The 13,891-nt window shown below is 40.2% G+C and carries 13 protein-coding genes; 2 read left to right on the top strand and 11 right to left on the bottom strand.

Features of this window, described 5'->3' with window-relative positions; all coding sequences use genetic code 11:
- Positions 1-67: 67 nt before the first annotated feature.
- From ACLHDF_RS10680 to ACLHDF_RS10700, 5 genes are all read right to left on the bottom strand, one after another.
- Positions 68-1,390: an MATE family efflux transporter gene (locus ACLHDF_RS10680; protein ID WP_413918916.1), complete on the bottom strand. Its 1,323-nt coding sequence runs from the start codon at positions 1,388-1,390 to the stop codon at positions 68-70.
- A 62-nt stretch (positions 1,391-1,452) separates the two neighbouring features.
- Positions 1,453-2,586, bottom strand: a complete 1,134-nt coding sequence (locus ACLHDF_RS10685; RefSeq protein ID WP_413918818.1) for a DUF2087 domain-containing protein — start codon at positions 2,584-2,586, stop codon at positions 1,453-1,455.
- A 106-nt stretch (positions 2,587-2,692) separates the two neighbouring features.
- Complete coding sequence (locus ACLHDF_RS10690) at positions 2,693-3,139, bottom strand: VOC family protein (RefSeq protein WP_413918917.1); 447 nt, start codon at positions 3,137-3,139, stop codon at positions 2,693-2,695.
- Positions 3,140-3,413: 274 nt separating this feature from the next.
- On the bottom strand, positions 3,414-4,277 hold the full coding sequence (locus tag ACLHDF_RS10695; protein WP_413918819.1) for a GRP family sugar transporter: 864 nt from the start codon (positions 4,275-4,277) through the stop codon (positions 3,414-3,416).
- 459 nt (positions 4,278-4,736) lie between these two features.
- Entirely contained in the window at positions 4,737-5,714 is a 978-nt protein-coding gene (locus ACLHDF_RS10700; protein WP_413918820.1) for a carbohydrate kinase family protein, read from the bottom strand.
- A gap of 455 nt (positions 5,715-6,169) precedes the next feature.
- Between ACLHDF_RS10700 and ACLHDF_RS10705 the strand changes: the two genes are divergently transcribed.
- Entirely contained in the window at positions 6,170-6,496 is a 327-nt protein-coding gene (locus ACLHDF_RS10705; RefSeq protein WP_413918821.1) for a cyclic-phosphate processing receiver domain-containing protein, read from the top strand.
- Positions 6,497-6,712: 216 nt separating this feature from the next.
- Here the strand turns inward: ACLHDF_RS10705 and ACLHDF_RS10710 are convergent, their stop codons facing one another.
- From ACLHDF_RS10710 to ACLHDF_RS10730, 5 genes are all read right to left on the bottom strand, one after another.
- Entirely contained in the window at positions 6,713-7,549 is an 837-nt protein-coding gene (locus ACLHDF_RS10710) for a formate/nitrite transporter family protein (protein WP_413918822.1), read from the bottom strand.
- A 24-nt stretch (positions 7,550-7,573) separates the two neighbouring features.
- Positions 7,574-8,344 (bottom strand): uroporphyrinogen-III C-methyltransferase, encoded by a 771-nt coding sequence (cobA, locus tag ACLHDF_RS10715; RefSeq protein WP_413918823.1) that lies wholly within the window; start codon positions 8,342-8,344, stop codon positions 7,574-7,576.
- 70 nt (positions 8,345-8,414) lie between these two features.
- The gene (gene nirD, locus ACLHDF_RS10720; protein WP_274588790.1) at positions 8,415-8,741 is read right to left on the bottom strand and encodes a nitrite reductase small subunit NirD; all 327 of its coding nucleotides are present in this window, start codon (positions 8,739-8,741) and stop codon (positions 8,415-8,417) included.
- 18 nt (positions 8,742-8,759) lie between these two features.
- Positions 8,760-11,174 (bottom strand): nitrite reductase large subunit NirB, encoded by a 2,415-nt coding sequence (gene nirB / locus ACLHDF_RS10725; RefSeq protein ID WP_413918824.1) that lies wholly within the window; start codon positions 11,172-11,174, stop codon positions 8,760-8,762.
- Between the two features lie 379 nt (positions 11,175-11,553).
- Positions 11,554-12,300 (bottom strand): SGNH/GDSL hydrolase family protein, encoded by a 747-nt coding sequence (locus ACLHDF_RS10730; RefSeq protein ID WP_413918825.1) that lies wholly within the window; start codon positions 12,298-12,300, stop codon positions 11,554-11,556.
- 466 nt (positions 12,301-12,766) lie between these two features.
- On the opposite strand from ACLHDF_RS10730, the gene ACLHDF_RS10735 reads away from it, so the two are divergent.
- Positions 12,767-13,258: a sigma-70 family RNA polymerase sigma factor gene (locus ACLHDF_RS10735; RefSeq protein WP_413918826.1), complete on the top strand. Its 492-nt coding sequence runs from the start codon at positions 12,767-12,769 to the stop codon at positions 13,256-13,258.
- Positions 13,259-13,364: 106 nt separating this feature from the next.
- Here ACLHDF_RS10735 and ACLHDF_RS10740 read toward each other — a convergent pair whose 3' ends face one another.
- Positions 13,365-13,844 (bottom strand): competence protein ComK, encoded by a 480-nt coding sequence (locus ACLHDF_RS10740; RefSeq protein ID WP_413918827.1) that lies wholly within the window; start codon positions 13,842-13,844, stop codon positions 13,365-13,367.
- Positions 13,845-13,891: the final 47 nt, after the last annotated feature.

The raw sequence follows: 13,891 nt of genomic DNA on the forward strand, positions 1-13,891 counted from the left end.
ATATTAAAGCTCTTTGATAAGGGTGTTTTAATTAAAAAAAATAAAAAACGAGCGTTTCCGCTCGTTTTTATCCGACAAGGCGTTCAATTTTCTTTTTCTTCCATACAAATTGATAATAGCTATACTGCAGGATTAAGCTAACAACAAACGCCGCTGGATATCCAATCCAAATTCCTTTGATCTCAAGAGACGTGAACTGCGATAACACGTAGGCTACCGGCACTTCTACACACCAAATAGCCATGATGCTAAATACGGTAGGCCAAAGCACTGTACCGCTTGCTCGCATGGTAGCGGTAATAATTTGCGCATGACCGAAAATCAAGTAGCTCCAAAGCGTAATCACTAACAGCTCTTGAGCAATATGAAGCGTGTGTTGACTTGTTAAAAACAGGGCTAAAATTTGATTAGAAAAAAGATAAATAAGTAAAATTAACACGCTGCCAATGACATAATTCAGCATAATTCCGGAGCGAATAACTTCTTTCAAACGCTCAAATTTATTGGCACCAATCGACTGCGCTGCAAAAATAGAAACCGCAATTCCCAAGCTGATTGCCGGCATTTGTACATAGCTTGCCACTTGGTTCACTGCTCCGTACGCAGCTGTAGCGTCCGAACCAAATCCGTTTACGAACGTAATGACCGCAATTTCAGAAAGAGAGACTAAAATCATATTGATACTTGCTGGAATTCCTAAACGCATGAGCAGTTTTAAAAGCATTCCGTCCATCTTTAATGAAATGGATGAGTCAAACTTTAACGGATGATTCTTTTTGCGTAAATAGATCATCATAATGATGAACGTTAATACAGTTGAAAACACCGTTGCGTACGCAGCACCGTATACACCAAGCCTCGGCACTCCGATCCATCCAAAAATTAAAATCGGAAGGAAAATGATGTTTAAGACCGTACTCACAACTAAAAAGTAAAAAGGCGTTTTAGAGTCTCCGGTTCCGCGCATAAACGTCGTATAAACAAAGTATAAAAACAAAACAGGAATCGCAACAAACAAAATGCGCGCATAGTGAACCGTTACGTCAATAATATTAGCCGGCGTTCCCATAATCCGGAGAATATCCGGAGCAAATATGCTTCCTGCAACAGCAAGCACAATTCCGACTAAAAACGTAAACGTGAGCGTTGTACCGATAATTTCTTTAACTCGTTTTTCATTTTGTGCACCGTACGCTTGGCCGATCAAAATTGAACTTCCGGATCCAATTCCAATCGAAAACGACACAAGCAGAAAAAACAGAGGAAAAAAAGCGGAAATAGCGGCTAACGCATCAACGCCAAGCGCTCTTCCGACAATAATGCTTCCCGCCAGCTGTCCAACTGACTGCATGGCATTACTTAATATGAGCGGAATCAAAAACACAAGCATCAGTTTACTGACGGATTTTTCTGATTCCACCACTTTACTTTTAACACTTGGATTCTCCACACCTATTTCTCCTTTTTATCAGCTTTCGGCGAATGATAGCCTTTTTCGCCGTAAGGCTGCAGCTTCTCTAACCATTTCGCTTCCAGTTTCAGCAAATCCTTTTTTGAAAGTGCTTTTTCTTCTTCTCTTTTAATCGTTTCCAGCATCTCAATTGAAAAAGCATCCGCTCCGTACGTATTCCACTCGTCTTGAAGCTCTTTATTTTGATGAGTATTTGTTTTTAACGTGAACTTTACGCCGTTTAACGTTTTGATATTAGGCGTAGAGCCAATGTAAATCTTATGGTTGTGAAGGTTTTTTATTTGATACACGCCTCCTTCTGTTTTTATTTCTTTCGCTAGCTGCTTCATTTGTTTTTTATAGTCTTTTGAACCGGTACTCATCCCTGTCTCTCCCTTTCTCCAGTAGCTGCTTCCGTCTGCGCTGCGCTCTAAGAACCCGTACTCAATTAAATAGCGTCGCAGCACCGCGTAGTCGTCATAAAAAGGTGTTAAAATATCGTTCACTTCTTTTTCGGTATACGTTGCACCAAACTCAAAATGCCCGCTTAATTCTTCAAGAACGACAAGACGGTGTTTTTCTTGCAAGTGAAATGTACGAAGCGTTCCACTCAGACCTTGCGGAAAGTTCTTCGCTAAAATCTTTTCACGCTCTTCATCGCTGACGCTGTAGCGCTGACTTCTTTTAGGAGCTGTATTTGATTTGGATAGCACCTTCTCTTCTTCTCCGTCGTTCAACAGTTCCATCAGCGTTAAAAACACTTTCGCTTGACGCTCTTTTTTCTTTAATGTAAAACGGTGATTCCGAATGGTGGATGAACTCCCTATTCCCATTTCTTTTTGAATATCACTATCGCTTTTTCCTTCCTTAAAATACTTCACTAAATTTTTTTGATGACCAGAAAGACCGGTTACATCTTTATCTAGCTCTATTAAATGATGGAATACAGATCCGTGCTGCTGTTCAACATGAAGCTTCATATAACGTTTTGCTTCATAAAAAAGACCTTCCACCGGATAAATAATGCCTTTTTCGATGCTTTCACCGCATAATAAGCATTGATAGTGCTCTTCGCTTTCTGCATATCCTTTTTTCATATCATCAAAAGATGATTCCCAAAACAAATCACTTACCATATAAATAGACACTCCTTTATTTTGTTTGTTAATTTATAAACAAATATATTATATGTTTATAAATATGTCAATCATACGTTTATGATACATAAAAAAACAGCAGTGCTCACTGCTGTTTTTTGTTCCATTCACTTAAATAAGGAAAATCCTTAGATACTACGGGCTCATCATTCAAAAGCGTAATTAACTCCAAGCGGTTGCCATCAGGATCATTAAAATACACGCACGCTGCTGGCATCCACGTATGAACAATCGGCTCTGTTTGCGGCTTTCCAAACGACGTCTTCTCCGGTTCAATGCCTTTTGAACTCAGCCACGTTAACGCTTGATGAATGTCGGCTGCTTCGATTCCAAAAGCAAAATGACTCGTTTTCAACTCTTTTTCATCTGTTTCCCAAAGACCGAGCATCTGCTTTTGGCCACCAACAAAGAAAAAAGCACAGCGCCGCTCTTCAACTCTATGAACAAACGTCAGCCCGAGACGTTTATAAAACAAAATTGAATCCTCTAAATTCCGCACCTGCACATGCGTCTCATAAATACTCTTAATCATAGCCTCTCCTCCATCCTTTTCTACTACTATAAGCCATTTCACAACAAACAGCTTCCTAATAAAGAATGAAAAATAATCAGCCATAAGAATGAGAAACCCTCATACAAACGTACAGCTTTGAAATTCAGAAGAGCACTATGGGCTTGGTTTTGACTAAGGTTTTGACCTTCACTAAGGTTTTGAGGCCACCCCGCAAGGGGTGGCCTCAAAACCTTAGGTCTAGAAAAACCCCCACGGCTGCACTTTAGCCGTGGGGGTTTTCTACATCGATAAATTAAGCGTGTGCTTTCGCAAGACCGATACAAATACCGCCTGAAATAATCAGTACACTCGCAAGAGATACATAGAATAATTGACGTTTTGTTTTCTTTTCTCCCAAGAATACAATACCGCCAAAAATAGAAATAACAATACCCATTTGCGATAATGAAAAGCTTGTTGCTACGCCTAGTCTTGATTGAGATAAGAATAAGAACATATTTCCAGATGCCCAGATTAAACCTGGTAAGATGTTACGAATTGTATATTTGTTAAAAGGCTTATGTTTATATGTAATGATTAAGCCACCAATTAACATACCGATTGCCTGCGGGAATAGAGCTGCCCATGCGTCTACGTTGAAAATACGTGCGATAACTACGTAAACTAAAAATCCAAGACTTGAAATGATAAGAGTGATAACTCCTTTTTTCGTTTGTCCCGGAGTCGCTTGTGCACCTTCTTTTTTACCGTCTAATGAAGAAAGCACAACGCCTGCTAGTATTAAAAGAATCGCGATAGATCCAAGAAGAATCGTTTGAAGCGTTGACCATTCTTTAAATACAATAACACCAAAAAGAGCTGTTGATACTAATTGCATACCGGTTGAAATCGGCATTGACTTTGAAACACCAAGGTATGGAACACTTTTAAACTGATTGCTTTGACCTACTGACCAGAACAAACCTGAAACAATTCCGACAATAACAAGCGTTGGCGTTAACACCGGCTGCACAATCATAAACTGAACAAATGAAAGAATCAAAGCTCCAATAATTGTTCCCAGCGTTTGACTGTAAGGTCCACCGCCCATCTTCATACTAACTAAAATCATGCTTCCCCACGCAACGGAAGGAAGAACACCTAGCAAAATATCCATCTTTCTCTTAACCTACTTTCCTATTTCTAATCTATGTACATGGTACGTAATAACTTGCTGCTTTTCTTTTATCAAGGTCTACACGCTCATCTCCCTTGAATATTCCCCAAAAAGGTTTACCTATGCGGATACTGCCTACCCCGCAAGGAGGGCGGGCGGTATCCGTTTAGGTCTAGAAAATTTGATAGGACCGCCCTTTGGTCCTATCAAATTTTCTACATCGATAAAAATATATAACGTTTTCATAAAGGGTGGTAAAACTGCTATTTTTTGCTGCTCGTATTATACTAACACGAACATTTATTATTTAGCTAGAAATTTTTTTGATTATTTTTTAAAAAAAGAAAAAATTTTTTTCTTCTTGCTCCGCAGCTCGCTTTCCCTTTGTATGTGATCTGTAATCAGCAGAAACTGGCGCCTCTGCTGATTGAAAATAAGAAAAGATAAAGCCTTTTTATTTTAGTTAGCTACAGGCTTACAAAATTGCTCTACTACTTCTTTGGCTGGAATCGAACTGATCGCACCTTTTCCCGTTGTTGTTAAGGCACCGCTTGCATTTGCAAAACGCAAAATAGCATCGTGGTCAGAGTCAAGAATAGCTGTTAAGTTTTCTTGTGACACATTGCGGCTTAATAGCTGATAAAGGAATCCGCCAATAAATGCATCTCCTGCACCTGTTGTATCAACAACCGCTACTTTGTAACCCTTTGATTCATAGACAGCTTGTTTTGTATAAAGCGTTGCGCCTTCTGCTCCTTTTGTGAACACAACGACCTGAACGTCCCCTGTAAATAGAGACTGAATCGCTTGCTGTTCATCTTCAATGCCTGTGATAAACGATAGCTCGTCGTCTGAAATTTTAACAATGTGCGCTTGTGGTACAAATTCTAAGATTGTTTGACGACATAGCTCATGATCTTTCCACAGTGGAAGACGTACATTTGGATCAAAGCTGATAACGCCGCCTTTTTCTTTCATGCTTTTAATCGCTTTCATATGAGCGTATTTCATAGGGCTTTCAACTAAATCAACCGAACAGAAATGAAGAACATCGTTGCTTGTAAACCAATCAGGGTTAATTTCATCTTCTTTTAGTAATAAATCTGCTGAAGGATTACGATAGAAGCTGAAATCTCTTTCTCCGTCTTCACGCAGAGAAACAAAAGCTAAAGCTGTGTTTGCTTCTTCTGTACGATAGACCATATCAGTACCTACTCCTACTTCACGAAGCGTATCTACTAGAAAATCTCCAAACGCATCTTCTCCAACTTTTGTAATAAGCGCTGACTCATTACCGTATGTAGCAACAACTGCCGCAACGTTTGCCGGCGCTCCGCCTGGCACACGCGTAAACGATTCCACTTCTTTTAATTGAAGACCTTTTTGAGCCGGAATCATATCAATTAATACTTCACCGATACTAAATAACTTACCCATTCTATTCACCTTACTTTTCTTTTTTGTCATATTGTCATACTATGTTCCAAAAAATCCTTAAATCAAATTATACGTCCCAAACATCTTTTTCGTAAAGAGAAATTTCCAATTTATTTTAAAAAAATCGTGAATTATAGCTTTTTTCTGACAAACTTTTATTGGTTTACTCCCTTTCAACCCTTGATAAATCTGGGATTGGAATCATTTTCTTATGTAAAGTTAGCGGAATTTAAAAAGCCAATTTCCAATTTTAATTGTTTCTCTATTCATTTTTCGTTCGACATCTCTTTCCTTATTTCCTGTTTATTCGCCTTAGATATGCAAATAATGATAAAAAATCGTGTTTTTATCATTATTTAAGAAGGAATACAGGAAAATATGTCGAATGGACTTAGGTAGGTATATGACATTATGTATGTTACACTAAAGACAAGGCAAGGAAGGGAGAATGAGTCATGAAAATCAATGTTTTTCTAGACGACTATCGCAAGTGCCCTGAAGGTCATGTTTTAGCCGAAACGATTGATGAATGTATTGATCTGCTAAGATCATTCGACGTTGAACATTTGTCACTTGATCACGATTTACTGAATAAGACACGGAATGGATTAATGCTCGTGCATTTTATGGTAAAGCACCATTTATATGCCGATCGAATTACGATTCACTCCGCTAATCATTTAGGCAGCAAAGCAATGTACAACTGCTTTAAGCAAGCTCAAAAAGAGCATAAAATGCCAAACAACATTAAAATTTTAAGATGCCCTCTGCCTCTTCGATGATATCTGCACCCTCACACATTCATTTCAACAGAATCTGTCCGATTCAATTCTCACAGACTCCCTGTTTTTATAAAATGAAGAACGATACTGCTTGTTCGATACGTATAGATGTGAATACGCTTTAAGCAGTTTATATTATATAGAAGAAAACCGCTCTAAAATACCGTTATGATAGCTTTAAAAGCTGACTATATGGTACAAAGAGCGGTTTCTTTGCTATTTAGACAGTTTAGCAGAATCCAAATCAGCCGCGAGAGTAGCCGGCTGTTTTTTAGTTTCTTTTAGCTGCCTAGCGTTCACGAACCAGTAGATGCTTCCTACAAACAGGCCTCCTCCTACGATGTTTCCGAGTGTAACAGGAATTAAATTATGAAATAGTCCAGCAAACGAAATCACTTCAGGGTGCGGAAGCAATAAAGCTAGACCAAGAAACGTCATGTTCGCTACGCTGTGCTCGTATCCTGAAGCAACAAATGCAAACAGCATCCAAAAAATAAGCATAATTTTTGCCGCATCGCTTTTGGTGCGCGAAGCTGTCCAAATTGCAAGACAAACAAGCCAGTTGCACAGAACGCCGCGAAAAAATAATTCACTGAACGGTAAATTCATCTTTTTAGCTGCCAGCGTCATAAGCAAATGATTTGCTTCAATCCCTTTAAACAAACCGGTTCCGGTAATTAACAAACAAAGCCCAAACGCTCCTGCCGCATTTCCAATTAAACACCACGTCCAGTTTTTGAACGTATCTTTCCACGTGGTGACTCCCGATAGCGTACTCACCGTATACACCATGTGATTTCCCGTAAACAATTCGGCTCCTGCAAATACAACAAGCAGTAAAGCAACAGCAAAAGATAAGCCCATCACAAGAGAAACAATCGGCAAAGAAGCGGAGGCTAAAGGCGCTCCTACCGATAGAGCCAGTACTACCCCAAGTCCCACGTAAGCACCTGCTAGCACAGCTAACAGCAAGTAACTCGGCAAATGATCATTCACAAGCTTCGTTTTTTCGCGGGCTAACTCATTCATTGACTGCAGTGAATGTTTCAACAAAAGCGTTTCCTCCTTTTACTCATCTTAGACGCATACTTTTTCTTCTGTTTTTTCCAAAAACCAAGAAAGAGCAGAGGCTTGCTTCACCACTTCACCAATCACAATCATCGCGGGATTGCTGACTTGCTGCTCGGCAGCCGTGTCTACGATTGTGCCAAGCGTGCCTGTAACCGTGCGCTGATAAATGGACGTGCCTTGTTCAATAAGAGCGACTGGCGTATCTGCGCTTTTCCCCGCGTCTAAAAGCTGACGGCAAATATACGGTAAGTTTTTAACGCCCATATAAATCGCAAGCGTATCAACACCTTTAGCTAAATGCTTCCAGCGAATACTTTCTGGCTTGCCATTCAAACAATGCCCAGTCACAACGGCAAATGAACGGCTCAGCTCACGATGCGTAACGGGAATTCCAGCATAGGCCGGTGCCGCGATTCCAGCTGTAATACCCGGAACAACTTCAAATGAAATTCCGTGCTGAACAAGCACTTCCGCTTCTTCACCGCCTCTTCCGAAAATAAACGGATCTCCGCCTTTTAACCGGACGACAGTGTTTCCTTTTCTTGCGTAGAATACAAGGAAATCATGAATATCATCTTGAGAAACGCAGTGCTCACCAGGCTTTTTCCCGCAGTAGACGAGTTCTGCTCCTTCTTTTGCATACTGAAGAAGAACAGGGTTCACTAAGCGGTCATATAAAATAACATCTGCTTTTTCTATACATTTTGCTGCTTTTATCGTTAGTAAATCTGGATCTCCTGGTCCGGCTCCTACAATGTATACTTTTCCTTGTCTCATTTTTGCTTCGCTCCTTTGAGTGTCCCCTTGAATTTTTGTGGCGCGTTGAAAATCAACGCGCCACCGTTACTTATTCTTCAATTAAAAGATACAGCAAATCTCCTTCGACAGATGCTCCATACGTGTCTACACAGCCGCTATCGGGCTCTTGGACGTTACCGTCATGCAAGCAAATTTTCCAGTCGTGCATCGGACAGAACACCGAGTCACCGCTCACGATTCCTTCACTTAGCACGCCGCCTTTATGCGGACAGCGATTTTCAATTGCCCGGATTTTTCCGCTTGATAGCTTAAACACCGCAATTTCTTTTCCGTTTACTTTCACTGTTTTACCCAGGCTTACCGGAAAATCATGAATAGACCCTACGCATACTTTTGTAATGTTTTTATTCACCATCTTTATTTCCCCCCAGCTTTATGATGTGACAACTGTTTCGAACAACTCTTTTTTCGTCTTTTTGCTTTCAACAATTTCTTTCCAAGGATCACGGTACGTCGATAGCGCTTCGTCCATACGTATATTCAGCTCTCTTCTCGTCTCAGCGTCATCAAGCACTGATTGAATGTGCGATAGCCCCATACGCTCAATCCATGCAGACGTACGTTCTAAGTAATTAGCCGTTTCTCGGTAATACTGCAAATAAGCTCCTGTGATGTCCATCAATTCTTCATCTGTTTTTACTTTATACAATAAATCTCCTCCGCGAAGATGCGTACCTCCATTTCCGCCCACGTAAATTTCCCAGCCTCCGTCGATTCCAATAAAGCCAATATCTTTAATACCTGACTCAGCACAGCTTCTCGGGCAAGCAGATACAGCCATTTTTACTTTATGAGGTGTCCATAACCCTTCAAATTTTTTCTCAAGCGCAATCCCAACGCCCATTGAATCCTGCGTGCCAAAACGGCAAAACTGTTCGCCGACGCATGTTTTCACGGTCCGCAGTGACTTGCCATAAGCATAGCCGGAAGGCATATCTAACTCTTCCCATACGCTAGGCAAATCTTCTTTTTTGACACCAAACAAATCAAGACGCTGTCCGCCCGTCACTTTTACCAGAGGAATCTCATATTTATCAACGACGTCTGCAATTCTTCGTAAATCTTCTGCGTTTGTGACGCCTCCGTACATGCGAGGAACAACAGAATACGTACCGTCTTTTTGAATATTCGCGTGCATGCGTTCATTAACGAATCGTGATTCGCGTTCGTCAACGTACCCAGTCGGATTCACCATGCCTAAATAATAGTTTAGCGCCGGACGGCATTTCGAACAGCCTTCTTCATTATTCCAGCCAAGTACATTCATAACTTCACGCGTATGTGAAAGTCCTTTTGCTTTAATTTCTTCGACAACTTCGTCTCGTGACAGAGTCGTACAGCCGCAAATCGCTTCTTTTTGAGCCGCCGCGTCAAAGTCAGCGCCGAGAGTATGCTGAAGCACTTCCGCCACAAGCGGTTTACATCCTCCGCAAGAACGAGACGCACTTGTACAAGCTTTGATTTCATCAACCGATGAGCATCCTTGTTTTTGTATAGCTTCCACAATCGTACCTTTTGATACACCGTTACAGCCGCAAATAATATCATCGGCACTCATGCTTGCTACTAGGCTTTCACCCGCGTTACCGCCAGATGGCTGTAAAATTGAAACTTTTGCGACATCCGATACATCTTCTTGCTTTTGAATCATTGAAAACAGTCGATTTCCATCGCTGCTGTCTCCAAAAAGAACGGCTCCTACGATTTGATTGCCTCGCAGAACAAGCTTTTTATAAATGCCGTCTTGTTCATCGAATACTTTGATCGCTTTTTTCTCTTCATCTTCCGTAAAGTCTCCTGCCGAAAATACTTCCACCCCTGATACTTTTAGCTGCGTTGATAAAACTGACCCTTCATAAGGAACTTTTTCTGCACCGCAAATCGCTTTTGCTAATGCTTTTCCTTGTTCATACAGAGGTGCCACTAGTCCGTATACCATTCCTCTATGCTCTGCACATTCTCCAACAGCGTAGATGTTCGGAATATCCGTTTGCATATAGTCATTCACGACAATTCCTCGGTTTACCGTAAGCCCCGCTTCTTTTGCAAGCTGAACATTTGGTTTAATTCCAACGGCCATCACCACTAAATCAGCTTCTAAAAACGTCCCGTCTTTAAAAGATAGACCTTCAACTCGTTCATCGCCGACAATTTCTGCCGTTTGTTTTTCAAGCAAAAACTTCATGCCTTGTTTTTCTAATTCGTTTTGAAGCAATTTACCGGCTGTTGGATCAAGCTGACGTTCCATTAAATACGGAGCTAAATGAATCACAGATACGTCCATTCCCAAATTTAACAGTCCGCGCGCTGCTTCTAGCCCAAGCAATCCGCCTCCAATAACCGCTGCTTTTTTATACTGCTGAGATGCCTGCAGCATTTCATCCGTGTCTTTTATATCTCGAAAAGCCGTGACTCCTTTTTTATCAGATCCTGGAATCGGAAGAATAAAAGGAAGAGAGCCCGTTGCTAAAATCAATTCATCGTACGCTTCTATTCTGCCGCTGCTTGTAGCTACTTCTTTTTTTATCGAATCGATACTAGTAACCGTTTCGCCCGTATATAATGTAATATTGTTTTCTTGATACCAGTTCCAATCGTTTAACGTAATGTCTTCAACATTCGTATCTCCTTGCAGAACTTTTGATAATAAAATACGATTATAGTTCGGATGCGGCTCGCTTCCGAAAATCGTAATCTCAAACGCTTCGTTTGAAACCTTCAATATTTCTTCAACCGCTCGAACTCCAGCCATTCCATTTCCAATCAATACGAGTTTCTTTTTTTGCATCTTCCATTCCTCCCCTGGCATCTATACCTGCTTGTTCCAAAGATATATTTTCTATGCATCTTTAAAGATACACTTAAGATATATGAATTTTCAGAATCGTTCAACTTATGTGTTAGGTTATCTAACACAGTTATGGTATGTATGCGATTCCATTGCTTTAACAGCAAGCAAAAAAAATAAGTGGTCTAATTATGTTTTAATTTGTATCATCCTTTGTATTTTATTTTGTGATGTTTTTCACAACGTTAATGTAACAGAAATAAATAACCTGAGCTATGATAAAAATCACTCCTATTAAAAATGATCAATAGTTTCATAGTCTTGTTCTAAAAACTATAAAAAGACAAGCCCTATTCCACATTTAATAGGGCTTGTCTTTTTATTTTCCTGTAAACCAATCCACAACATATTCTCCCCACACTTCATTTCCTTTTTTCGTTAAATTCCCGCTGTCTTTATTTATATATTCTCCTAAATGAAACGGCCAAATGAGCGAGTGATTCATATAATATACCCAATTTGCCTCAGAGACTCCCCTGATCGCTTCTACCCCTTCTTCATAGGATTCCGTTTGTGAAATATATGGCTGTGACGGCTGAATCATAAGGGTTTTTTTCAAGTCTTTGAGCTGATGAATCAGCTCGTCTGTATTTTTAAGCGTCTCATCTAGCGTAAGGTGCTGATAGTCATTTTTAAGAGGTGCTTCAAACAAAATAATGTTTGGCTGAAGTTGATTAATTTGATCAGCAATCTGTGAGGATAAAAGCCCATCAGTTGTTTGGCTGCCGTATGAAAGTGTTTTGACTGTAAATACATCACTTCCGTATGTAGCTGCTAACTCTTTTTTTAACTGCTGAGGCCATCCTGCTTCCTTCGCGGATGTGGCAAGCACAAGAGTCAGAGGTTTTTTATTTGCAATAGATGACTCGATTTGCTTTGTAATAAAGTCTGGAAGATTTTTTGTATAAGCAGATACATCGGAAAACTGTTTTTCTTTATGTACAACAGCGGATTTCACTTCACTTGCCTTTGCTTCGGTTTGCTCTTGCCAGTGCTGCATTCCCGCATACATCACCGCCCCGCACAAAACAGCGGCCGCCACATTTACCCCAACCATCGCCTTCATTCAATCTCCCCTTTTATGCATTTTTTAAAAACCAAATATATTCTGTCCACCAAACTTACATTCAATAGAATAAACAAATGCACAAACACAAAAATACTTCACTGAATCCGCCCTAAAAGGTTCACCTATCCGGATGAGACCAGCCCGCAAGGGAGTGGCTCATCCGGATAGTTCTAGCAACTCTAGCATCACCGCTCTTTGGTGATGCTAGAATTGCTACATCGATATAAAAATAATTATAGATTAGTAGAATTTGGAATGGGGGGCCTTTCGTACGTAAAATCTCTACAAATACATGTATACTTCGCATATTTTCTAGCGAAATGTGAAGTTTCCGGGGAAATTGCGTCACGTTTCTTAAAAAGAAAACATAATGTACGTTCATTCGCACATGTGACCTTCTCCTTGTACAGTAGAGATACCGGCGGAATACAGCAAAAACGCGTTTTTGAAAAAGGAATACTATATGCAAAAAAGCTCGTTTGATCAAATTGCTTCATCTTTTCATCCATTAATTGTGTCGATGATTAAAAAATTTCATATTTACAAAGACTACGACGAATATTATCAAATTGCTTTAATTGGTTTATGGAGAGCGTATCAAAAATTTGATGAAAGCAAAGGATCTTTTCCTGCTTATGCCTATACAACCGTGCGCGGTACTATTCTTTCTCATTTAAAAGGCACCATTTTATATGAAGAACGTGAAACACCTGCTGAACAGAACCTGCTTTCACTGAACGAAGATCTCACTCTTCCCGTCCCGCTAGAAGCTGAAATCATTGAACAGCATATCGAACATTTAACAGGGAGAGAAAAAATCTATGTACTCGAACATCTGCTAGAAGGCTACTCCTATAAAGATATCGCCTACAAATACCACGTATCCACAGGAGCCGTTAAAAACTGGGGAAAATCAGCTCGCAGGAAGCTAAAGGCCTCGCTTCTTAGAGAGTAAGAAAAGAAGGAAGCTTATCCTAAGCTTCCTCCTTCAGTACATATAAGAAGTCCTGTGCAACCAATTGTTCATATGTAGGACAATTTTGTTTGATAAATCGAACGCACTACGCTAAAAAAAGCGGGCTTTCTAAACAATAATTGCGAATAACAGCTGCTCTGGCCAGCTTTTTTTCTAAGCTATAATAAGAAAGTTTCACTGGAATGAACGTTCCGTCTTTGAAGTGAATCAGCGTAGAGGGTGAATTAACTGAAGAAAGCGTGTGTGAAGTATGAACATGCGAGGCAAAAATCCAGGCGCAGCTATAGTCATTTGGCGAAGATGTCGGAAACGCAATAATGGCTTGCGAACGATTAATGACAAGCGGCGTAAGCTGTTTGTATGGAAACATTTTTCGAACGGCGGCGATAGAGCCGTTAAACGTACTTAATTCTCGAATACACGCTTCTTCTAATAATTGCTTACATGTCTTGCTTAGCATGTATTCCCCTGTTTCATCCAGCACCTTTGTGCGGTGAATAGGATCATTCACTGGAATCAACGCTTTTGTCGTCAAACCAATTTGATAATTTTCGTCATTTGTCATACATCTACCCCCTTTTTCTACTTTATAACTATTCTATACTATCGAAA

Source organism: Priestia megaterium (assembly GCF_046599315.1).
GTDB lineage: Bacteria > Bacillota > Bacilli > Bacillales > Bacillaceae_H > Priestia > Priestia megaterium_F.

What these genes read in the sequence shown, in the direction of transcription:
- ACLHDF_RS10680 (WP_413918916.1), bottom strand. Translation starts at nt 1,390, where the DNA reads ATGCTTGTGTTTTTGATTCCGCTCATATTAAGTAATGCCATGCAGTCA.
- ACLHDF_RS10685 (WP_413918818.1), bottom strand. Translation starts at nt 2,586, where the DNA reads ATGGTAAGTGATTTGTTTTGGGAATCATCTTTTGATGATATGAAAAAA.
- ACLHDF_RS10690 (WP_413918917.1), bottom strand. Translation starts at nt 3,139, where the DNA reads ATGATTAAGAGTATTTATGAGACGCATGTGCAGGTGCGGAATTTAGAG.
- ACLHDF_RS10695 (WP_413918819.1), bottom strand. Translation starts at nt 4,277, where the DNA reads ATGGATATTTTGCTAGGTGTTCTTCCTTCCGTTGCGTGGGGAAGCATG.
- ACLHDF_RS10700 (WP_413918820.1), bottom strand. Translation starts at nt 5,714, where the DNA reads ATGGGTAAGTTATTTAGTATCGGTGAAGTATTAATTGATATGATTCCG.
- ACLHDF_RS10705 (WP_413918821.1), top strand. Translation starts at nt 6,170, where the DNA reads ATGAAAATCAATGTTTTTCTAGACGACTATCGCAAGTGCCCTGAAGGT.
- cobA (WP_413918823.1), bottom strand. Translation starts at nt 8,344, where the DNA reads ATGAGACAAGGAAAAGTATACATTGTAGGAGCCGGACCAGGAGATCCA.
- nirD (WP_274588790.1), bottom strand. Translation starts at nt 8,741, where the DNA reads ATGGTGAATAAAAACATTACAAAAGTATGCGTAGGGTCTATTCATGAT.
- nirB (WP_413918824.1), bottom strand. Translation starts at nt 11,174, where the DNA reads ATGCAAAAAAAGAAACTCGTATTGATTGGAAATGGAATGGCTGGAGTT.
- ACLHDF_RS10730 (WP_413918825.1), bottom strand. Translation starts at nt 12,300, where the DNA reads ATGAAGGCGATGGTTGGGGTAAATGTGGCGGCCGCTGTTTTGTGCGGG.
- ACLHDF_RS10735 (WP_413918826.1), top strand. Translation starts at nt 12,767, where the DNA reads ATGCAAAAAAGCTCGTTTGATCAAATTGCTTCATCTTTTCATCCATTA.
- ACLHDF_RS10740 (WP_413918827.1), bottom strand. Translation starts at nt 13,844, where the DNA reads ATGACAAATGACGAAAATTATCAAATTGGTTTGACGACAAAAGCGTTG.